The following is a 20,365-nucleotide window of genomic DNA, read 5'->3' as shown; positions in this document are numbered from 1 at the left end:
CAAGTTATTTGTTTGTAATCATTGATTACAGACATCGAAAATAAATTTGAATCAAACTCATTAAGAGCAAAAAAGTACAATAAGCAAGATAAGGGCGTATGGGGGATGCCTAGGCTCTCAGAGGCGAAGAAGGACGTGATAAGCTGCGATAAGTTGCGGGGAATGGCACATACATTTTGATCCGCGAATTTCCGAATGGGGCAACCCGGCATGTTGAAGACATGTCACCTTTAATTAGGAGCGAACCCGGAGAACTGAAACATCTAAGTACCCGGAGGAGAAGAAAACAATAGTGATTGCGTTAGTAGTGGCGAGCGAACGCGCAGTAGCCCAAACCAGTGTTGTTACGGCAATACTGGGGTTGTAGGACTGCGATGTACTGTGCTGGATGAACTAGAACACGTTGGAAAGCGTGGCCATAGACGGTGATAGCCCGGTATAGGTAAAGAAAGTTACAGTTAGCAGTATCCTGAGTAGTGCGGGGCACGTGAAACCCTGTATGAATTTGGCGGGACCATCCGCTAAGGCTAAATACTCCTGAGAGACCGATAGTGAACCAGTACCGTGAGGGAAAGGTGAAAAGAACCCTGAATAAGGGAGTGAAATAGAACCTGAAACCATACGCTTACAAGCGGTCGGAGCCATTCGTGGTGACGGCGTGCCTTTTGCATAATGAGCCTACGAGTTACTTTTACTAGCGAGGTTAAGTTTTTAAGGAACGGATCCGTAGCGAAAGCGAGTCTGAATAGGGCGTTATAGTTAGTAGTAGTAGACGCGAAACCGTGTGATCTACCCATGGGCAGGGTGAAGCTGTGGTAACACACAGTGGAGGCCCGAACCCGTTGACGTTGAAAAGTCTTGGGATGACCTGTGGGTAGGGGTGAAAGGCCAATCAAACTCGGAAATAGCTCGTACTCCCCGAAATGCATTTAGGTGCAGCGTTGATTTAGTTTTATAGAGGTAGAGCTACTGATTGGATGCGGGGGCTTCACCGCCTACCAATTCCTGACAAACTCCGAATGCTATAAAATGATGATCAGCAGTGAGGGCATGGGTGCTAAGGTCCATGTCCGAGAGGGAAAGAACCCAGACCATCAGCTAAGGTCCCCAAATGTATATTAAGTTGACAAAACGCGGTTGGATTGCATAGACAGCTAGGATGTTGGCTTGGAAGCAGCCATTCATTTAAAGAGTGCGTAACAGCTCACTAGTCGAGCGATCCGGCATGGATAATAATCGGGCATAAATATACTACCGAAGCTATGGCATCTGTAAAGATGGGTAGGGGAGCATTCTAGTTGTGTTGAAGGTGAACTGTGAGGTTTGCTGGAACGGCTAGAAAAGAAAATGTAGGCATAAGTAACGATAAAGGGGGCGAGAAACCCCCTCACCGAAAGACCAAGGTTTCCTCAGCTATGCTAATCAGCTGAGGGTTAGTCGGGACCTAACGCGAACCCGAAGGGGGTAGTGGATGGACAACCAGTTAATATTCTGGTACCTGCTCACGTTAAAAGTGACGGAGGCGTATATTTGGTGCGTGCTGACGGAATAGCACGTTGAAGCGAGTAGTAATACCGCGATAGTACACTAAGGCTACGGCTGCGGTGATAATCCAGAGAAGCGACTTCCAAGAAAAGCGAGTGAAGCAGCCCGTACCGTAAACCGACACAGGTGGTTGGGATGAGAATTCTAAGGTGCTCGAGAGATTCATGGCTAAGGAACTAGGCAAAATAGACCTGTAACTTCGGGAGAAAGGTCGCCAACAGCAATGTTGGCCGCAGTGAAGAGGTCCAGGCGACTGTTTATCAAAAACACAGGGCTCTGCTAAATTGAAAGATGATGTATAGGGCCTGACACCTGCCCGGTGCCGGAAGGTTAAGAGGAGATGTTAGCTTCGGCGAAGCATTGAATTGAAGCCCCGGTAAACGGCGGCCGTAACTATAACGGTCCTAAGGTAGCGAAATTCCTTGTCGGGTAAGTTCCGACCTGCACGAATGGTGTAACGATCTGGACACTGTCTCAGCCATGAGCTCGGTGAAATTGTAGTATCGGTGAAGATGCCGATTACCCGCTACGGGACGAAAAGACCCCGTGAACCTTTACTATAGCTTAGTATTGACTTTGGATAAGTAATGTGTAGGATAGGTGGGAGACTTTGAAGTGGCGTCGCCAGGCGTTGTGGAGTCATTGTTGAAATACCACCCTTTACTTATTTGAAGCCTAACTCAGAAATGAGGACAGTGCTTGGTGGGTAGTTTGACTGGGGTGGTCGCCTCCAAAAGAGTAACGGAGGCTTCTAAAGGTTCCCTCAATACGGTTGGCAATCGTGTGTAGAGTGCAATGGCATAAGGGAGCTTGACTGAGAGACATACAGGTCGATCAGGTACGAAAGTAGAGCATAGTGATCCGGTGGTTCCGCATGGAAGGGCCATCGCTCAAAGGATAAAAGGTACTCCGGGGATAACAGGCTGATCTCCCCCAAGAGCTCACATCGACGGGGGGGTTTGGCACCTCGATGTCGGCTCGTCACATCCTGGGGCTGGAGAAGGTCCCAAGGGTTGGGCTGTTCGCCCATTAAAGTGGCACGCGAGCTGGGTTCAGAACGTCGTGAGACAGTTCGGTCTCTATCTGTAGTGGGCGCGAGAAATTTGAGTGAATCTGACTCTAGTACGAGAGGACCGAGTTGGACTAACCTCTGGTGTACCAGTTGTTCCGCCAGGAGCACTGCTGGGTAGCTACGTTGGGAAGGGATAAGCGCTGAAAGCATATAAGCGCGAAACCCATCACAAGATGAGATTTCTTTAAAGGGTCGTGGGAGACTACCACGTTGATAGGTCACAGGTGTAAAGGTGGTAACATCATAGCCGAGTGATACTAATAACCCATAAGCTTATGTACGTCGACTTCCCTGATCTTCGGGTCAGGGAAGCCACTCTTTGCTTTAAAAATTTAATGCAGTTCAAAGGAACTTGCTACAACTTCTTGAATCTCTTTTTCCTATATGTCAAAATATTAGTGTTTGCATCTTATTGCAAGCCAACGATTTAAGGTGGCTATAGCGATGGGGCTCACCTCTTACCATTCCGAACAGAGAAGTTAAGCCCATCTGCGCAGATGGTACTGCTATACCAAGTGGGAGAGTATGTCGCTGCCTTTTTTATCATAAACCCTTGTTCCATTCCGGAGCAAGGGTTTTTTGTTGCGCATAATCCAACTCCAAATACAGAGACAAACAAACCCAAAAGGCTAGCGATATGCCAGCGCCTCAACGCTCACTACAGATCTACAACGTATATTTTTTTCTACGCTTCGGGGCTTTATTCTATTTAGAGTAGGGACTTTTTATATGTTTATTTATAAAGAAACCAGAAGTCTATTTATCACTAAAGATAGTTGGGTTTATTAGATTTGTTAACCATGGAAAACAGCTGAAATTCAACTAAATACACATGTGAAAAACTAACTACCTACAAGTCAATACATTAAGTATATTCCTACAAAAGCAGCTTATTATTGAATACTTATCAAAAAACTAGATAAAATGTTATTGAAAACATTAAAAAAAAGTTAAAAGAATCTTTCTGTGGCTTATAAATTATGTTAACTTGTCCACTTCTATAAGTGAACATTTCAAAACCTTTTAACTAAAATTATTTTTACATGAAAAAACTGACCGCATTATTATTCATTGCAACATTGCTTGTAGCGTGTTCAAAGGATAATGAAATAACCCAACAGGCGGATGATTCTGCAAAATTTGGGTTAGACTTAAGCTCTACAGACAATTCAAATTTAGGATTGTATCGTGGGGTTTTCTCAACTATGGATAGCAGTGAACGAGGAACTTTCGATTTAGAGATCAAGAAAGGAAATGTATCCCGTGCGTCATTAACTCTTGTTAATGGTATGGAGTACAAATTCCAGACTTCTGAATTAATTGAAGAAAATATGAATGTGGTAGAAGCGCTTTTTGTGGCTGATGGTGCATCGTTTAAATTTTCTGTAAAACGTGATGGTTCAAACCCAACATTCTCTGACGTAACCTTCATGGGTGCTGAAGCTGCTTTTAAAGGACTTAAAGAGACATCTCGATCTCCTGTAACTGCACAAACTGGTACTTGGACATGTGGAGCTGGATGCTCTGGATCAGGAACTTGGAACCTAGCATTTAACTCTGGAGACGGATCAGGTGACTACGCCAGTGGTGGTGATATGGTTACTATGATCATGTTCAACGGTGGAGACATCGGTGGAAATGCAAATACTCAGGGAAGCTGTGTTGATGCTGGTAATGTAACTACTTGTGACATTGACGGAACAACGTCAGCTGTAGGAGCTGCAGGTGGTGTGCCAATCGTTTGGACAGGAACCCACAGTTATACTAGTGCTGCTGGTTCTAACTGTTCTGAGGCTTCTGGTACCTTTGCTGCCGGACCTGTTTCTGGTACTTGGACTAGCGACAGTGACTGTTTAGCTCAAGGTAACTTCCCATTTGATCCTATTGCTTTAACTATTAATGCAGAAGGAACAGGATGTGGTGATCCAGGAGATAATGCTATTGCCGTAGCAGATTGGACAGACTCTGGAGTTACTTCTTCCTCATGTGCAAACAGTACGGCAGATGTTTGGTACAGCTTTACTGCTAGTGACACAGGTCTTACCGTATCTGTACCTAATGGTGGTGGGATCACAACACCTTCATTCACTGTATTTGATACAAGTCTTACAGAAGTAGCCTGTAATGGTGGTGGTGGTTTTGGTGACTTTACCATTACTGGTCTCACAGCATCTACAGACTACTTACTACGTGTGAGTACTCCAGGAGACATCGACTTCTGTATTGAAAGCTTTAATGTACCTACTGGACCACCAGCAAATGACCTTTGCGGGGATGCAATTGCTATTGCCTGTGATGAAACAGTGACTGGTAACACAACTACAGCTACAGATTCAGATTCTAGCAGAGGGCGTGATGTATGGTATACATTTGATGGTACATCTGTAGCCTCTGGAACAGAGATCGTAGTTTCACTTTGTGGATCTGCATATGATACTTGGTTAGGAATTTATGATGACTGTGCGTTTACTACATTAGTAGCATCTAACGATGATTCTTGTGGAGGTCAATCTGAGACTTCATTCATCAACGATGGAAGCACAAATTATGTAATTCGTGTAGACGGCTTTAATGCTGCATCTTTCGGAGCTTATGAATTATCTATTTCTTGCGTTATTCCTGACCCACCACCAGCAAATGATGACTGTGCGAACGCAGAGTCTATTGCACTTGGAGTAACGGTTTCAGGTGACACAAGTGATGCAACTAACAGTGCTTCACCGTTCTGTGGAACAGGAATCACTAGCCCAGACGTATGGTATGTTTTCACAGCACCAGCTGATGCGGACTACACTGCCGGACTTTGTGGATCTGGATTCGACACTAAAATGCAAGTATTCGACGGAGACTGTGCTGCTTTGAATTGCCTTGGTGGTAATGATGACAGTTGTGGACTTCAGTCTGAAGTTACTTTTACAGCTGTAGCTGGAACTGATTACTACATTCTTGTAGGTGGATTTAGTTCTGCATCTGGTGCTTATGACCTTATTGTGAATACTACGGTAGCTCCATTTGATGGTGTGAGCGTAGAAAAGGCACCTAAGGATAAGTTAACTGCTGAGCAACAGTATGAAATTTGGAAAAACGAACAGCAATAAGCCAACGCTAATCCAATATCAATAATAAAGACCGTCACCTTTTGGGTGGCGGTTTTTTTTTGATTGTCGTTTTCTGATATTTATGTCCTTGGCAGAGTGGTATATCCCGTTAATTACTGCGAGTCCATATGCCTTGTCATGCGGTCTGAGATTTTAAACAGTCCTCCTGTAAAAAAGAATTATTCTAAATATTAAGCCAACAAATGTAAAATCTCTATTTACTAGATCAAATAAGCAATAATAATGGCCAGTAATACCGTGAGTAGTTTTATCAAATTAAAACTGTGATTCTTATTGCTCTCAAAAAGTATGGTTGTAGAAACGTGTAGAAAAATACCAACCACAACAGCGTTGATATAAAGAAGATAATCTTGAATCTCAGGCAAGTGCTGACTCATAAAACTTCCTAGCGGTGTCATGAGCGCAAATCCACTTAAAAACAACAAAGTGATCCAAGGTTTGTATCCAGTTTTGATCAAAAAGATCGCTAAAATAGCGGCAATAGGGACTTTGTGTATAAGCACACCGTAAAGTATGTGATCACTTGAAGCTACCGGTATTCCTTCAAGTAGTGCATGAATAGAAAGACTTATAAAAAGTGTAAAAGGAAAGTTTCGCTGGTCAGAGTCTATATGGATGTGTCCGTGCTCTGCTCCTTTAGAAAAGAAATCCAGAATCAACTGCAATAAAATACCCGCCATTATGAAAATCCCAATGGAATCTTGGGAATTTTGATACAAGTCTGGTAGATACTCAAATACGGTGACAGAAAGTAAAAAGGACCCACTAAAAGTCAATAGCAAGTTAAAACGAGAAGTCTCACGGGTCTTCAAAATATAGGCTACGCCGTAGCCTATGATCACAGATAAGAATAAACTCAGGTACAACATCATTTAAAGATCAGTATAAGTCGTTCTGAATTATCAGGATCATAAGGGTCTAACTGATAGTTTCCATAGGTATTGATCAACGCCACACCAGCAATTTCAAAATATGCCTTGAATTGTTCCAAGTCCATAGCAGAAACACGCTCTGCAAAAGAATAATCCTTTCCTTGATCTGTAAAGGAAATGGTTTTAGTTATGAATTTGTCGTCGATCTTGCGGTTGATCTTAAAGCGAATTCCGTCTACTGTTTTTTCTTCAGTCGCTACCAAATGCTTTGCGACATAATTCACATTTAAAAAATCGATAACCCCAATACCATCATCGGCTAAACTCTGCTTAATGGCTCTAATGGCACGCAGGTTGTCATTGGCACTCTCAAAATATCCAAAGGAGGTAAAAAGATTAAAGATCGCGTCAAAAGATTCCAAAAAGGGCAAGCACATATCGTGGATTACAAATCGCAATCCAGGGCGTTCGTGCTTTTTTGCAGCGGCAATGCTTTTTGGTGATAGGTCTGCACCGGTAACTTGATAACCCAATCCTGCCAAATAAATAGAATGTCTACCTCGTCCGCAGGCCAGGTCTAGTATGTGGCTCGTTTTGGGTAAATCCAAAGCAGCCGTCAAATTATCCATAAAACCTGCAGCTTCCGAATAATCCCGATCCTTGTAAAGGATGTGATAATACGGGGAATCAAACCAGGAGGTATACCAAGATTCAGGAATCTCTTGCATGCAGATGGATTAAAGGGCTAAAATAGTCTATTTTTGGGGCATCGTACAGCGATCTTATGGGAAAAAACTATCAAATGGTAGCCAAGACACTCTTCGGATTGGAGGAGGTTTTGGCAGAAGAACTGAGAAAATTAGGAGCATCTGGAGTCACTGCAGGAAGACGGTCAGTGAGTTTTATGGGCGATCTTGGCTTTATGTATAAGGCCAATCTTTGCTGCAGAACTGCGATAAAGATCTTAAAACCGATTTCCAGTTTCCCTGTATTTTCTGAAGACGATCTTTACAACAAGGTGAAGAAGATCGCTTGGGAAGAATATTTAAATGCTGATGGAACTCTTGCCGTAGATGCCACGGTACATTCCCAGCAGTTTACGCATTCCAAGTTTATTGCGCTAAAGACCAAAGACGCCATTGTGGATCGATTTCGGGAAAGAGAAGGGAAGCGCCCTAATGTTGATTTGATGCATCCCAATTTGCGCATCAATTTACATATTGATAGAAACCGCTGTACGGTCTCTTTAGATAGCTCCGGAGGTTCTTTGCACAAACGTGGTTATAAAACCGCAAATACCCTAGCACCGCTAAATGAAGTGCTGGCTGCCGGAATTGTATTGCTATCCGGCTGGAGCGGGCAGTGTGATCTGTTAGACCCAATGAGCGGTAGTGGGACGATATTGGCTGAAGCGGCTATGATTGCCTGTAATATTCCACCGAATTTAAATCGAGATGAATTCGGTTTTGAACACTGGCCTGATTTTGATCCGGACTTGTACGAGACCATTGAAAATGCTGCACTGAACAAGATCCGAGATTTTCATTATAAGATCAAAGGTTTTGATTTGGATGGAAAAGCACTGCAGGTTTCTCGGGGAAATATAAAGAATGCCAACCTCGGTGAATTTGTGACTATTGAGCGACAAGACTTTTTTGAATCCTCCAAAGTCGATGATACCCCGAGCTTTATCATCTTTAATCCACCTTATGACGAGCGTTTATCTATAGATACAGAAGCCTTTTATCAGAAGATAGGCGACACGCTCAAAAGAGGATATCCAGGAACACAAGCATGGATGCTCTGCGGGAATTTGGAAGCGCTTAAATCAGTTGGCTTGCGACCTTCGCGTAAAATCAAACTCTTCAACGGAAAATTAGAAAGCCGCTTGGTGCGTTACGAAATGTACTCTGGAAGTAAAAAAGCCAAAAAGCAGCACTAGCGCTTGAATATTGGAATCAAATAGCTGATTGTGTATCCGTAACCTACTCCAAAATCACTTTCATCATAGGTCCGGTTGAATCCCGGAATATAAAGGTTGTCAAAATTCTCGGGTTTAGTATCGCTTATGCGTCTTTTGAGCTGTACGTTCAAACTTAAAAAGAGGTTGTTAAAAAGCTCTGTTTTCACACCCACCATCAATTCAATCCAAGAAGCGTTTAATCCTTCAAAAGTTTGCGGATCTTCTCTAAGTTCAAACTCTTGCAGACTTTGGTCCGTAGTGTAAATGCCGTAGGAAACCAAATCCTGTTCAAAGGTAGCGAACCCGTATCTGAGTCCAGCAAAAATACTATTGTTCAACCCAGGCCAGTTATCGTACGCATTGAAATCTGCTCCGATCTTGAAGTAGCTTCCACGAGCGACTGAATTCAAGTTCTCTTCATTGCGCTCTTTCTCCTCAGTTCCCAACTCTAAAGCCGCGTAGAAACGTTTGGACACTCTAAAGTCTGCAGTGATCTCAAATCCTGTATAACCATCCTCAAGGGCAGTACGCAAGGGTTTAGCTAAATCAAGCCCAACACGCAAGCCGTATTTGTTGTCGCGTTTGCTAAGACGCACAGAATCTTGAACCACCTCAGTAGTGTCCTGAGCGAGTCCTTCCGCAGCTCCAAAGAGCAATAGACTAATGAAAAAGAGTAAGGTGAGCCTCATTCTGATCACTGATTGTGGTTTGTAATAATTCGAAACTAAAGATCCAGTTTGTACCAGATTCGTTGATAAGTTGACCGCTTACATCATTGTAATTACTTATGAATCCGCAGGCGCGATTTAAATAAATATCCTCTGTAGTGTAAAACAGATTGAATTGATCACTATTAGATTCGTCTGTATCTGTGGTATCTGCTTCGCGAATGAAAACTAAATCGGTACGGGTAGAAAAGTTGCGTAACGGGATGGCTATTGAATCCGTACTGGCCACACTAAAAAGTACAAGCTCACCGGTTTCGCCATCTCTGACTTCTAAATTGGGAACTGTCTTAGACTCTGTTTGATTCGCAAAGTCTTTAAAAGTGATGATCAAAAGGGGAGTGGTCTGTGTGTCCTCCGGACAAATGTCGTCTCGGGTACATCCCATAACGAGCAGTAAACAACACAATAACACAACTGTTCTTTTCAAAGCAGGCAACTATCTTTTGGTTAAAAGTACAACATTTTCTACATGATGGGTCTGTGGAAACATATCTACAGCCTGAGATTTGATAACCTTGTACTTCTCTGCAAGCAGTTGCAAATCTCGTGCCTGTGTGGCACTGTTGCAGCTCACATAGACAATTTTAGGAACTTCCAATTGCAACAACTGTGCTACAACATCTTTGTGCATGCCGTCTCGCGGTGGATCTGTGATCACTAAATCCGGTGCGCCATGGGTATCTATAAAGTCTTGGTTAAATACATTTTTCATATCCCCCACATAGAACTCGCAGTTATCTATCTTATTGTGCTCGGCATTGGCTTTTGCGGCTTCAATGGCCTCTGGAACCGCTTCAACACCGATCACCTTGGCAGCTTTTTTTGAAACAAATTGTGCAATGGTTCCTGTTCCGGTGTATAGGTCATAAACCAATTCAGTTCCACTTAGCTCCGCAAAATCGCGTGCAATTTTATAGAGTTCGTAAGCTTGTTCGGAGTTGGTTTGGTAGAACGACTTGGCGTTGATCTTAAACTCAAGACCTTCCATGTTTTCAATGATATGATCGCGCCCGGAGTAAACCAAAATGTCCTGATCATAAAGGGTATCGTTTGCTTTTTGGTTAATCACATAAAGCAGCGAAGTGATCTCTGGAAACTGTTGCTTTACTGCTTCCAAAACTAGGGTAATGGCATCTTGATCGTTGTCATAGAACTGTATAAGCACCATGATCTCGCCAATACTTGTATTTCTGATCATCAAAGTCCGAAGTAAACCTTGCTGTGCTCTTGGGTCAAAAAAGGCCAGACCTTTCTCCTTGGCAAAATCACGTACAAAATTCCGAATAGCATTTGACGGATCGGCTTGCAAGTGGCACTGGTCAATATCCAAGATCTTGTCCCACATACCAGGAATATGAAAGCCCAAAGCGTTTCTGTCTTCAATGGCTTCTCCGGAGTTGATCTGTTCAAGGGTCAACCACTTATTATTGCTAAAGGAGAATTCCATCTTATTGCGGTAAAAGTAGGGCGTATCGCATCCTTTAATCGGAATGATCTCCTGAGGTTCAATACCTCCCAAACGTTTTAAGTTCTGAGTAACTTCCCGTTGTTTGTACTCCAGCTGATGGGGATAACCCATATTTTGCCATTTGCAACCTCCGCAGGTTCCAAAGTATGCACAAGCCGGTTCCACACGTTTGTCAGAATAGCTTTGAAATTCAATTGCTGTACCGTGATAATAGGCAGAGCGCTTTTTGGTAGTTTGTATAGTCGCCACATCTCCAGGAACGGCGTTGTCAATAAAAACTACACGTCCATCTGGGGCTTTAGCCACAGCCTTTCCTTTAGCCCCAGCATCAATGATTTCAAGGGCTTCAAATACTTTTCTATTGCGTTTTCTCGCCATGTCGGCAAAAGTACCACAATTCCAACATTTTTGTGTTTACTTTTTAAATACTGAGTGAACTAATTAGTAACTTGCTGTCCCTAAAGGATGATTTCTCTCCTGCTGACAGTAGAAGCCAAGAAGGAATTGCTCATGTTTCAATTGAAAAATATTTAAAATGTCTGTTTTAGAAGGATTGACATCGCAAGAGGCCATGGCTTTAGAGGACAAGTACGGCGCTCACAATTATCACCCACTACCAGTAGTACTTTCTCGTGGAGAAGGAGTCTATGTATGGGATGTAGAAGGAAAGAAATACTACGATTTTTTATCGGCTTATTCAGCAGTAAATCAAGGGCATTGCCATCCAAAGATCGTTGGAGCATTGTCCAATCAAGCAGAAACACTCACCCTAACATCTCGCGCATTCTATAATGATCTCTTAGGACGTTATGAGAAATATGCATCAGAACTATTCGGCTTTGATAAGTTGTTGCCGATGAACACTGGGGCAGAGGCTGTAGAAACTGCCGTAAAGATCTGTCGTAAATGGGCCTATGAGAAAAAGGGAATTCCTGAGAATGAAGCGCAGATCGTGGTTTGTGAGAATAATTTCCACGGACGAACCACAACGATCATCTCGTTTTCAAACGACCCAGTGGCTCGCAAGAACTTTGGACCGTATACACAAGGATTCATCAAGATCGCCTATGATGACATTGATGCCCTAGAAGCGGTTTTGAAAGACAATGATAAGATCGCGGGATTCTTGGTAGAACCTATTCAAGGTGAAGCAGGGGTGTATGTGCCTGCAGATGATTACTTGAAGAAGGCAAAAGCTTTATGTGAAGCTAACAATGTACTTTTTATTGCTGACGAGGTGCAAACAGGTATTGCTAGAACAGGGCGTCTTTTGGCTACTTGTGGAAACTGTAGCTGTGTTGATAAGAACTGTAGCGGGACTCCAGATGTGAAGCCAGATATGTTGATTTTAGGAAAAGCCCTAAGTGGAGGTGTGTATCCGGTATCCGCAGTATTGGCCAACGATGATGTGATGAATGTGATCCGCCCTGGGAATCACGGTTCTACTTTTGGTGGCAATCCTATTGCGGCTGCAGTCGCTATGGCAGCATTAGACGTGATACAAGAAGAAGAACTCGCAGAGAACGCCTTTCAATTGGGTGAACTCTTCAGATCTGAATTAAACAAATATATAGAGACTAGCAGTGTTGTTAAGCTGGTTCGAGGTAAAGGTCTTCTAAACGCCATTGTCATTGACGATGATGAAGATGGAGATACTGCTTGGAACATTTGTTTGGCCCTGCGAGATAACGGCCTTTTGGCCAAACCAACCCACGGAAATATTATTCGTTTCGCTCCCCCATTGGTAATGAATAAAGAGCAACTCTTGGATTGTGTGCAAATCATAACTAAGACGCTCAAAACATTTGAATAACCAATAAATCTTTAATTAATCTCACACTATGAAAAGAACATTTCTAGGCCTTTGTGCCGCTGCACTACTGTTTTCTTGTGCAGAAGAACCGCAACAATTACCAGAGGAAAACGCCTTTGATGTAGCTAAAGTGGCTGCGCTGGCCACAGCAACACCAGATGCTACCTTGGACGGAACAAATTTGGGGATGTATCGCGGAGTATTTGTTTCTGCCGATACAAAGTTTCACGGAGAGTTGATCGTTTCTGTAACTGATACAGAGACTCCGATTGCCCTTGTCGAATTGGATAATGAAAAATCACTTTATTTTAAGGGAACAGCTCTTGGAGATAACCAATTCAGATTTAAGAATGCAGATGCTTTCTTTACCATTGATGTTACCGATCGTGATAATGTAGTTGTTATGGGATCTGACCTAAACAGTCGCCCGATTCACATTCGTTTGGTAAAGGACGATGCAGCTAGCCGTGCAGCAGTTTCTTTGGGTACTTTTGTGGATTCTGCGGATGCTGGATTTGGAGGAACCTGGGATTTCATCAGTACTTCCACTTCTGACATTACCCAACCGATTCCGTTTCCACCTTTTACATTTACTATTACAGTAGATAATATTGATGAATTGGTGATCTGTTATGACAACGGAACTCCAGAAGGACGCATGTTTAACGATACTTCTCAAGAGAGTTTCACAGCTTCTGGTTGCGGTGTTATTCCAGAAGGAACTTATGCACCCTTTACTTTAGGGCCGGAGACATTGATTCTTCCGATAGTTGGAGCTAGAGACGTCGACGAGATTGCGGCCTTTGGACAAACAACAAACATTTTAGGTAATGACCTTACTTGGAGTATTGGTTCAACCATCAATGGTGCTACAGTAGGGACACAAGCCTATGTCGACTTGAGCTGTACAGAAGTAGCTTCTGGGACTTGGTCTTGGAACGGTAGATCTGGAACTATCTTGCTCGATTAGAAGAGATTATTCTTACAAATCGGCATATTAGTTGCCCAAGTTTTGCGCTTGAGCGAATAAATATGCAGTTGAAGGAAATGCATTACAATTTGTCCTTTTAGGAGGACTATTTTAGTGCATTTCTTTTTATTTTCAAGCGAAATTTAAAATACCATTACATGAGAAAATTTGCTTTGTTGCTATTTTCCAGTTTGTTGGTTACTGGATGTAGTGAGGAAAGCGTATTAGAAGATCAAAACCAACAAGATGTACTCCCCCAAATAGTAGATCTAAGCAAAATGACCCCCAACCCATCTCTTGATAATGATATCCGAGGTACCTACACTGGATCCATTTTCACCACCGGACTTGAAGAACACGGAATCCTGTACGTGAACGCCGGTAACGATGGAAAATACCAGGCCACTGTGGTTGCTGGTACAGACAAGTATTCTTTTACCGCGTTGAGTACAGATTTTGATGTAGAAGTTTTGAGCTTTTCAGGAGCTCACGGAAACTTCGATTTAGTATTAGATGAACACGGACGTTTCGTATCCGACAACGTTATGCTTAATGGGCACGAAGGATCTGCGGCAGTTTTTAAGGAGACTGGTGGGGCTAAATTCGGAATCGTTTTAGGTTCTTGGTTCAGCTTTAATGACGGCACTGTTACTGGAGCCTGGGATTATATTTTAGACCAGTCAGGAGGTAATATCCTTATTGCGGCATCTATTTTTGAGAAACCGAATGGTGGTACTCGATTAGAGCAGGCTTCTTTAGGTGAGTATGAAATTGGAACTCCAGGATGCTATACTTTTGGAACGGATCCTGATACAGGAGAAACCATAACTGATGCTCCTCCTTTTTATATCAGCGAGAATATTCCAGCGACTCCGTCGGATGCTCAAATTGAGGTGTATATGATTAACCAAACTGTTGATTTCCCGGTAAGTACCCATACGGTATTGTACGATGTGGCTTTTTCTAAGTCTATTGCGGATCAAAATGGTCTTTCATATGATCGTTTCCTTGGATATCCTCAGGCTACCATCGGACCTGTTTTTGGTTCGACAGCACCTGCAGGATGTTACAACATTGCAGGAGATGGTGTAAACGGCTATTGGGCTCGTATGGATGGTTTAACCATGTTGGATGTAGGAGGAGTTCTTATTGATACTTCAACCTTTGTTCCACCACCACCAATGATTGGACCTAGTCAGCTTAGCGATGCTGCAGATCAAGTGACACTACAGGAGTGGACCTTGTAAAAAGATAGCGTCGCATAAATAATTTAACCACGTCTTTAAGGCGTGGTTTTTTTATGGAGCCAAATAACAGAATGGCTCGAAGGGAATGTTGCGCAATACCCAAAATACCAAAACAACGGCCAAAACCACTTTAGGAAAGATGGGTTTGTAAATGTAGTTGGTGATTTGCTTTTGGTACAATTGGTTATAGACGGTTATCCCGAAATTGTAAAGCACCACTCCTAAGGCAGGAAGAAACAAAAAATTATAAGAGGCGGTTTTGCCAAATTCCAAATGCACTAAACTATGCAAAGCTCTCTGGCTGCCACAACCAGGGCAATACGCACCAGTCAGGCTGTAAAAGGGACATTTGGGAAACCAATTAAAGTCTTCTGGATTGTAAAAAAAATATACCAGTAGTAAGGCTACTACTGGTATAGATGCTAATAGTATTTTTTTTAGATTAAGTTGCACTTGCACCGAATCCGAGAATTGCAAGGCCGAGCACAAAATAGATAAATGCAACTATCAAGTACCCAAGAATACCTATAATAAAGCCCCACAAGGTCCATGTCTTGGCTTGTTTAGAAGCGGCGATAGCTCCCTCAATGTTTCCTGCTTCATATTCCGAATTCACCTTAGCGGCATTGACAATACCAATGATCCCGAAGATCAAGCAGCAAAATATGGTCACTAGAATGGATTCAACAAGGTAGTTTTTGGGTTTGTTTTGATTTTCTTCCATGGTTATTTAGTTGATTGGTAGTGCGAGCTTTTTGCTCGCCGAGTTGAAAGTAATAAAAATATAAGGCAAATAAAAAATCCCCATTAAAAATGGGGATTTTTACTATACCTGATTCGAGGGTTGTTATTTGTTCAACACCCGAAGTTTTTCTGTTTTAATCGCTCCGTCTTTTGTTTGAATTCTCAGAATGTAAATACCATCAGCGAGAAGTCCTGTAGGGTAGGAGTAGCGTGCGTCATCGCCAAGATCACTGCGCGTCCACAAAGTACGTCCGTTGATGTCATACAAGGTAGCGGTCTCCAAAACCAATAACTCATCATTCAAGATCTCTACTTGCTTAGACGAATTATTCTGGAACACCTGTACCTTGGCTTCAACAGCCGCAGTAGCTGCTTTAGCTGGATTTTCTTCTGCTTTAAAAGTAATGTAGAATCGATCCTTGTATACTCCAGGTGCTAAATCAGATACGGTCACATATCCTTCTTTATTCAACTCACGATAGGTGTTTTCAACCACGTCATGGAGATAAAGTGTTTCTCTAAAGTTCACTCGTTCCGTAATGTACAATCTAAAGTCAGAGGTGCTTCCAACCTTAAATGCTAAAGGCAATGAAAGGGTTGGTTTATAAGGAACAGTTTGGATGATGTACTCGTTCTCTTCATCTCCAAGTACAGACCAGTATATGTCATTTTCAAAATTTCTTGGACTCTTAGCGTCCATTCCTCGATCTTCACTCAAGGTTGCCTTGTCATAAAAGAGCAGGGCAACTGGAGAGGCGAAGTTATCATTGATAAAGGCGGTAATTCTTACAAAGGGACGTTCTTTACGTCTGTCAGGATCAGCTTCTTCAGTCTCATCTGCGGTAACCATAGCAGTTGCGCTGCTAGAAGTTCCACTTTTAAATTCAGAGAAGGTAGCTGCACCTTCCACAACATATTCACGGTATTCATCACGCATGGTTACAGAACCATCAGTAGCTCCACGAACCATAAACCCTTGACCAATAGGCGCATAACGGCGCTCAATTAAGGCAGTTCCACCAGTTCCTGTTGGAGGTCCGGAAGAACCGTCACCAGCGTACGATAAAAAGATTGCTGGCTGATAGAAACCATCTGCCGTACCGTCTGCAGTCCATACCGCATATCCTCCTTGATAAGCATTCAGATAGTGCGAGTTTACTGCGTGATCCTGCTCCCAATAGAATGCTTGTGCATCAACGTCGGGATTCCCGTCAAAAAATTCTTGTAAATCTACAGCTGACGGATATGGATTACCAATTAAGGTTAACTGGTCCTCCAGTACCGCATTAGTGATATCTCCACTATTGGGTTTTCCTCTAAAGTCGTATTCCTGCTGAGGGGTGCTGGCTAAATCAGCACCGACATCAACACCTTTCATGGTAAATCCTTGTCCAGGGCCCACGGTGGTGTTTTGTCCCACAAATACCCAATCTGAGTAAGTGGTACCCGCAGTATACTTCCAGATCCAACGTGTAGAGATGGTTAAGGGACTGGATGTTCCGTTAAATCCGGCTGTCCTTAGTGCTTGATCACTATCCGTTACATCCACAACCTCATGGAATTTTCGAATACCGAAATATTCGTTTCCAGCCGCTCCTGAAGCACTTCCTACAGGAGATGCCCAAAAGTTATATTCGTAACGATCGGCAAATCCTTGCTGGTAAACAGAGAGTAGACCGGTACCTGAATTGGCACCAGCTCCTGTGTTTCCCTGAATAAGCTGACTGTTACCGCGTAAGTAAATACTAGCTTCTGTTGTGGGATCGTTTGTGTTTAAAGTCAAATTAATTTCATCATCTACATAGAGAACCTGATCGTTCACGTAGATGTAGGAGTCCGTCGAAGAAGTAGGATTCGGTCGGACAGAAAGCTGTGCGAATGCTGAAGTGAGACCAGCTGCAAAGCATGAGACTAACAATAGTTTTTTCATGGTTTTCAACAAGTTATGGGTGTACTTATTGGGGGCAAGTACTATTATTTGTTATAAAAGTAGGAAAAAACTAAACGTTCCAAGAACAAATTCGATAAATTACTGTAAAATTACGTGTAATAAGGTCTAAATGACGTTAAATGGCATCTAATCAGGGTTTTTCGGTTGGTGATCGAGTAGAGGCTATCGAAGACAATACCCAAGGAGAAATTGTTTCTATTGATCAAGGACTAGCCCTTGTAAGAACTGAGGATGGATTCGATCTGGAATTTGAACTCCACGAACTTGTTCCGCAATTAGCGCATCAACCGCTGAATATGGCTGCCGCGGCTCACAAGCAGAAAGAAGTACAGAAAGAAGCCCATAAGAAGAAAAAGCAGAAACTACAGCCCAAACGCGCCAAGACCATTCCGCCTATGGAGGTGGATCTGCATATCGAAAAATTGGTAAAGGATCACCGTCGTTTAATGCCTCATGAGCATTTGGAGATTCAATTGGAGAGAGCCAAGCGCAGCATAGATTTGGCCATACAGAAAAAGCTTCCCAAGTTAGTCCTGATCCATGGAGTGGGAGAAGGGGTGCTCAAGGCTGAATTACATTTTCTCATTGGCCGTTATGACGGTTTACGCCATGAACCCGCGGACTATCAAAAGTACGGACAAGGCGCTACCTTAATTCATGTAAGCCAAAAGGCTAGTCGGTGGTAAACTCAGGAGTGATTGTGAAGGTCGCATTGAATGCATCTTCTATGGTCCCCAAGAACAGGGTTTCCCGAATCAACTCCTCACTACCATTACTCAGCACAAGATCTAAAAGTGTTACAGTAACCGAAGTATTTAAAGTAAAGTCATGAGGACGGTAAGATTCAACCACAGTTTCATTAGCCACCGCTGGATTTAAATAGTCAGGGCCTACGGAAGGATCTGTTACATCGTCTGCTGGGTTCTCATTGGAATTGGTGTCTTCATTACGGGTAAGAACACCGTCTCCATCATCATCAGGGTCTAAATAGTCAGGAATCCCATCGTTGTCTGTGTCTCTTGGATTTGTATAGGGATTATCATCTCCATCCGCGTTTTCGGTATCGAGCTCGTTCTGCGTAGGTATATTATCTCCATCGTCATCAAAATCGATATAGTTCGGAAGACCGTCTCCATCCGTATCTAAAGGATTCGTGAACGGGTCATCATCACCATCTTCATTGAGCTCATCCAGTTCATTGTCCAGGGCTATTCCGTCGTTGTCATCCTCAACGGCAATCACATCCAATACTGCATCTCCAGAATTTCCGGCAAAATCATTAACTATCTGAGGTTCTGATGGAGTCACATTGCTACAAAAGAAGTTTGCGTCAACTTCTCCAGTATACGTTCTGTAGTTCACAAAATTGCTGGTGCCGTTTAGCGCATAAGTGCGCTCCGCAGTAGAAAGATAAATATCATCGGTAGTTCCTAAAACCAAAGAGATGGATTCCAAATTGGTGTTATTGACCTTAAAGAAGACGTAATCTCCTACCTCACCACAGTTCGTAAGTGTAATATCATCAAAGTCAAAAGTGGTTACAATAATGTCTCCATCATCACAAGAAACAGCAGTAAAAACAAGGCTTAAGCCTAATATTAATCGGGAGGTAAATCGCTTCATAGATCAAAAAAAAGTCCGCAGACAGTACTGAAAACGAAAATACTCGAAATATGTTATTTTTGCTATACTTTAACCAACAATAACTAAATTTTAAGGCTCTGAAAACCGTATATCTAGATTCAGCTGCAACCACGCAACTTCGACCAGAAGTGGTAGAAACCATGACCGCCGTGCTTGCCGATTCTTTTGGGAATCCCTCTTCCACCCACCACAGTGGGCGAGCGTCTAAATCGCTTATCGAAAAAGCCCGAAAGGATATTGCCAAACAGCTCAATGTGCATCCTGGAGAGATCATTTTTACCTCCGGAGGTACAGAGGCTGACAATTTGATCTTGCAAAGCTGTGTGCGTGATCTTGGTGTAGAGCGAATCATTTCTTCTCCCATCGAGCACCACGCTGTTTTACATACTATAGAGGAGTTGGCAGCAGATAGAGGAATTCAAGCAGATTGGGTCAACATCAAAAAATGCAGCAATATTGACTACGAGCATTTGGCCGAATTACTTTCAGACACCTCAAAAAAGACTCTAGTAAGTCTTATGCATATCAATAATGAAGTAGGGACTAAGCTCGATGTGGAACGCGTCGCTGCAATGGCCAAAGATGCTGGAGCCTATTTTCATTCTGATACCGTGCAGTCCATTGGTCATTACGATGTGGATCTAGGTGCTTCTGGAATTGATTTTGCTGCCGTAGCCGCACACAAATTCCACGGGCCAAAAGGCGCTGGATTTGCTTATGTTAGAAAAGATACTGGTTTAAAACCACTGATCTTTGGAGGAGCTCAAGAACGAGGTATGCGTGCTGGTACAGAATCAACACACAATATCGTGGGTATGGCTAAGGCCTTAGAGATGGCTTATGCCAATTTGGAAGAAGAACGCGCCCATATTCAAGGAATCAAAGATTATTTCATTGCGCAGCTCAACGAGCATATGCCGGGTATAAATTTTAACGGCAGTTGTGCAGATCCTTCACAGAGCACGTATACACTTTTGAATGTCTGTTTGCCTATTCCACCTCAAAAAGCTTTGATGCTCCTATTTCAAATGGATCTCAAGGGAATTGCCTGTTCCAAAGGAAGTGCATGTCAAAGTGGAAGTACTGGAGCATCTCATGTGCTATCGGCCTTTTTGAGTGAAGAAGACCTCAAAAAACCTTCATTGCGTTTCTCCTTCAGCATCTTCAATACGAAAGAGGAGATCGACTACGTGGTAGGTATTCTAAAAGAATTTATTGATAGCTAGTTG

The 20,365-nt window shown here is 42.8% G+C and carries 16 protein-coding genes and 2 rRNA genes; 9 read left to right on the top strand and 9 right to left on the bottom strand.

Translation table 11 applies throughout. The features are described from left to right. The first annotated feature begins 77 nt into the window (after positions 1-77). The 3 genes from ACSLP7_RS07270 to ACSLP7_RS07260 all read left to right on the top strand — a co-directional run bounded on the left by ACSLP7_RS07270 (position 78) and on the right by ACSLP7_RS07260 (position 5,715). Positions 78-2,898: ribosomal RNA gene (locus tag ACSLP7_RS07270) — 23S ribosomal RNA — on the top strand. Positions 2,899-3,045: 147 nt separating this feature from the next. Next, positions 3,046-3,157 (top strand): 5S ribosomal RNA (gene rrf / locus ACSLP7_RS07265). A gap of 503 nt (positions 3,158-3,660) precedes the next feature. Beyond that, complete coding sequence (locus ACSLP7_RS07260; RefSeq protein ID WP_435578685.1) at positions 3,661-5,715, top strand: hypothetical protein; 2,055 nt, start codon at positions 3,661-3,663, stop codon at positions 5,713-5,715. Positions 5,716-5,936: 221 nt separating this feature from the next. Here the strand turns inward: ACSLP7_RS07260 and ACSLP7_RS07255 are convergent, their stop codons facing one another. Next, positions 5,937-6,608, bottom strand: a complete 672-nt coding sequence (locus tag ACSLP7_RS07255) for a ZIP family metal transporter (RefSeq protein WP_435578684.1) — start codon at positions 6,606-6,608, stop codon at positions 5,937-5,939. Then, complete coding sequence (locus tag ACSLP7_RS07250) at positions 6,605-7,336, bottom strand: class I SAM-dependent methyltransferase (protein WP_435578683.1); 732 nt, start codon at positions 7,334-7,336, stop codon at positions 6,605-6,607. Before ACSLP7_RS07250 ends, ACSLP7_RS07255 begins: the two co-directional genes overlap by 4 nt. A 56-nt stretch (positions 7,337-7,392) precedes the next feature. Here ACSLP7_RS07250 and ACSLP7_RS07245 point away from each other — a divergent pair, with 56 nt between their 5' ends. Continuing rightward, positions 7,393-8,550: a THUMP domain-containing class I SAM-dependent RNA methyltransferase gene (locus ACSLP7_RS07245; protein WP_435578682.1), complete on the top strand. Its 1,158-nt coding sequence runs from the start codon at positions 7,393-7,395 to the stop codon at positions 8,548-8,550. On the opposite strand, the gene ACSLP7_RS07240 is transcribed toward ACSLP7_RS07245, so the two are convergent. From ACSLP7_RS07240 to rlmD, 3 genes are read right to left on the bottom strand one after another with little or no spacing between them, the layout of a single operon-like run. Further along, positions 8,547-9,260: a DUF6048 family protein gene (locus ACSLP7_RS07240; protein WP_435578681.1), complete on the bottom strand. Its 714-nt coding sequence runs from the start codon at positions 9,258-9,260 to the stop codon at positions 8,547-8,549. The genes ACSLP7_RS07245 and ACSLP7_RS07240 overlap by 4 nt on opposite strands. Beyond that, positions 9,232-9,726 carry a DUF6452 family protein gene (locus ACSLP7_RS07235; RefSeq protein ID WP_435578680.1) on the bottom strand — a complete coding sequence of 165 codons (495 nt, stop codon included), beginning with the start codon at positions 9,724-9,726 and terminating at the stop codon, positions 9,232-9,234. Before ACSLP7_RS07235 ends, ACSLP7_RS07240 begins: the two co-directional genes overlap by 29 nt. A 9-nt stretch (positions 9,727-9,735) precedes the next feature. After that, on the bottom strand, positions 9,736-11,145 hold the full coding sequence (gene rlmD / locus ACSLP7_RS07230) for a 23S rRNA (uracil(1939)-C(5))-methyltransferase RlmD (protein ID WP_435578679.1): 1,410 nt from the start codon (positions 11,143-11,145) through the stop codon (positions 9,736-9,738). Between the two features lie 157 nt (positions 11,146-11,302). Here rlmD and rocD point away from each other — a divergent pair, with 157 nt between their 5' ends. From rocD to ACSLP7_RS07215, 3 genes are all read left to right on the top strand, one after another. After that, a complete protein-coding gene (gene rocD / locus ACSLP7_RS07225) occupies positions 11,303-12,580 on the top strand; it encodes an ornithine--oxo-acid transaminase (RefSeq protein ID WP_435578678.1) in 1,278 nt (425 codons plus the stop codon). Positions 12,581-12,608: 28 nt separating this feature from the next. Then, complete coding sequence (locus ACSLP7_RS07220; RefSeq protein WP_435578677.1) at positions 12,609-13,550, top strand: hypothetical protein; 942 nt, start codon at positions 12,609-12,611, stop codon at positions 13,548-13,550. A gap of 158 nt (positions 13,551-13,708) precedes the next feature. Next, positions 13,709-14,797, top strand: coding sequence for a hypothetical protein (locus ACSLP7_RS07215; RefSeq protein WP_435578676.1), 1,089 nt, complete (start codon positions 13,709-13,711; stop codon positions 14,795-14,797). A 51-nt stretch (positions 14,798-14,848) separates the two neighbouring features. Here ACSLP7_RS07215 and ACSLP7_RS07210 read toward each other — a convergent pair whose 3' ends face one another. The 3 genes from ACSLP7_RS07210 to ACSLP7_RS07200 form a co-directional block, all read right to left on the bottom strand. Beyond that, entirely contained in the window at positions 14,849-15,250 is a 402-nt protein-coding gene (locus tag ACSLP7_RS07210) for a DUF2752 domain-containing protein (RefSeq protein ID WP_435578703.1), read from the bottom strand. Beyond that, complete coding sequence (locus ACSLP7_RS07205; RefSeq protein ID WP_435578675.1) at positions 15,240-15,521, bottom strand: CD225/dispanin family protein; 282 nt, start codon at positions 15,519-15,521, stop codon at positions 15,240-15,242. Before ACSLP7_RS07205 ends, ACSLP7_RS07210 begins: the two co-directional genes overlap by 11 nt. A 123-nt stretch (positions 15,522-15,644) precedes the next feature. Next, a complete protein-coding gene (locus tag ACSLP7_RS07200; protein ID WP_435578674.1) occupies positions 15,645-17,471 on the bottom strand; it encodes a T9SS type A sorting domain-containing protein in 1,827 nt (608 codons plus the stop codon). Positions 17,472-17,611: 140 nt separating this feature from the next. Here ACSLP7_RS07200 and ACSLP7_RS07195 point away from each other — a divergent pair, with 140 nt between their 5' ends. Beyond that, complete coding sequence (locus tag ACSLP7_RS07195) at positions 17,612-18,178, top strand: Smr/MutS family protein (protein WP_435578673.1); 567 nt, start codon at positions 17,612-17,614, stop codon at positions 18,176-18,178. On the opposite strand, the gene ACSLP7_RS07190 is transcribed toward ACSLP7_RS07195, so the two are convergent. Then, the gene (locus ACSLP7_RS07190) at positions 18,165-19,115 is read right to left on the bottom strand and encodes a hypothetical protein (RefSeq protein ID WP_435578672.1); all 951 of its coding nucleotides are present in this window, start codon (positions 19,113-19,115) and stop codon (positions 18,165-18,167) included. The genes ACSLP7_RS07195 and ACSLP7_RS07190 overlap by 14 nt on opposite strands. Positions 19,116-19,213: 98 nt before the next feature. Between ACSLP7_RS07190 and ACSLP7_RS07185 the strand changes: the two genes are divergently transcribed. Beyond that, on the top strand, positions 19,214-20,362 hold the full coding sequence (locus ACSLP7_RS07185) for a cysteine desulfurase family protein (RefSeq protein WP_435578702.1): 1,149 nt from the start codon (positions 19,214-19,216) through the stop codon (positions 20,360-20,362). Positions 20,363-20,365: the final 3 nt, after the last annotated feature.

The organism is Gilvibacter sp., from assembly GCF_965601605.1.
GTDB lineage: Bacteria > Bacteroidota > Bacteroidia > Flavobacteriales > Flavobacteriaceae > Gilvibacter.
Note: the sequence above shows the minus strand (reverse complement) of the source record. Positions and strands in the feature narration are given on the sequence as shown.

Coding starts and splice junctions, on each gene's coding strand:
- rlmD (WP_435578679.1), bottom strand. CDS start 11,145: ATGGCGAGAAAACGCAATAGAAAAGTATTTGAAGCCCTTGAAATCATT.
- ACSLP7_RS07260 (WP_435578685.1), top strand. CDS start 3,661: ATGAAAAAACTGACCGCATTATTATTCATTGCAACATTGCTTGTAGCG.
- ACSLP7_RS07195 (WP_435578673.1), top strand. CDS start 17,612: ATGGCATCTAATCAGGGTTTTTCGGTTGGTGATCGAGTAGAGGCTATC.
- ACSLP7_RS07200 (WP_435578674.1), bottom strand. CDS start 17,471: ATGAAAAAACTATTGTTAGTCTCATGCTTTGCAGCTGGTCTCACTTCA.
- ACSLP7_RS07250 (WP_435578683.1), bottom strand. CDS start 7,336: ATGCAAGAGATTCCTGAATCTTGGTATACCTCCTGGTTTGATTCCCCG.
- ACSLP7_RS07240 (WP_435578681.1), bottom strand. CDS start 9,260: ATGAGGCTCACCTTACTCTTTTTCATTAGTCTATTGCTCTTTGGAGCT.
- ACSLP7_RS07190 (WP_435578672.1), bottom strand. CDS start 19,115: ATGAAGCGATTTACCTCCCGATTAATATTAGGCTTAAGCCTTGTTTTT.
- ACSLP7_RS07220 (WP_435578677.1), top strand. CDS start 12,609: ATGAAAAGAACATTTCTAGGCCTTTGTGCCGCTGCACTACTGTTTTCT.
- ACSLP7_RS07215 (WP_435578676.1), top strand. CDS start 13,709: ATGAGAAAATTTGCTTTGTTGCTATTTTCCAGTTTGTTGGTTACTGGA.
- ACSLP7_RS07205 (WP_435578675.1), bottom strand. CDS start 15,521: ATGGAAGAAAATCAAAACAAACCCAAAAACTACCTTGTTGAATCCATT.
- rocD (WP_435578678.1), top strand. CDS start 11,303: ATGTCTGTTTTAGAAGGATTGACATCGCAAGAGGCCATGGCTTTAGAG.
- ACSLP7_RS07255 (WP_435578684.1), bottom strand. CDS start 6,608: ATGATGTTGTACCTGAGTTTATTCTTATCTGTGATCATAGGCTACGGC.
- ACSLP7_RS07245 (WP_435578682.1), top strand. CDS start 7,393: ATGGGAAAAAACTATCAAATGGTAGCCAAGACACTCTTCGGATTGGAG.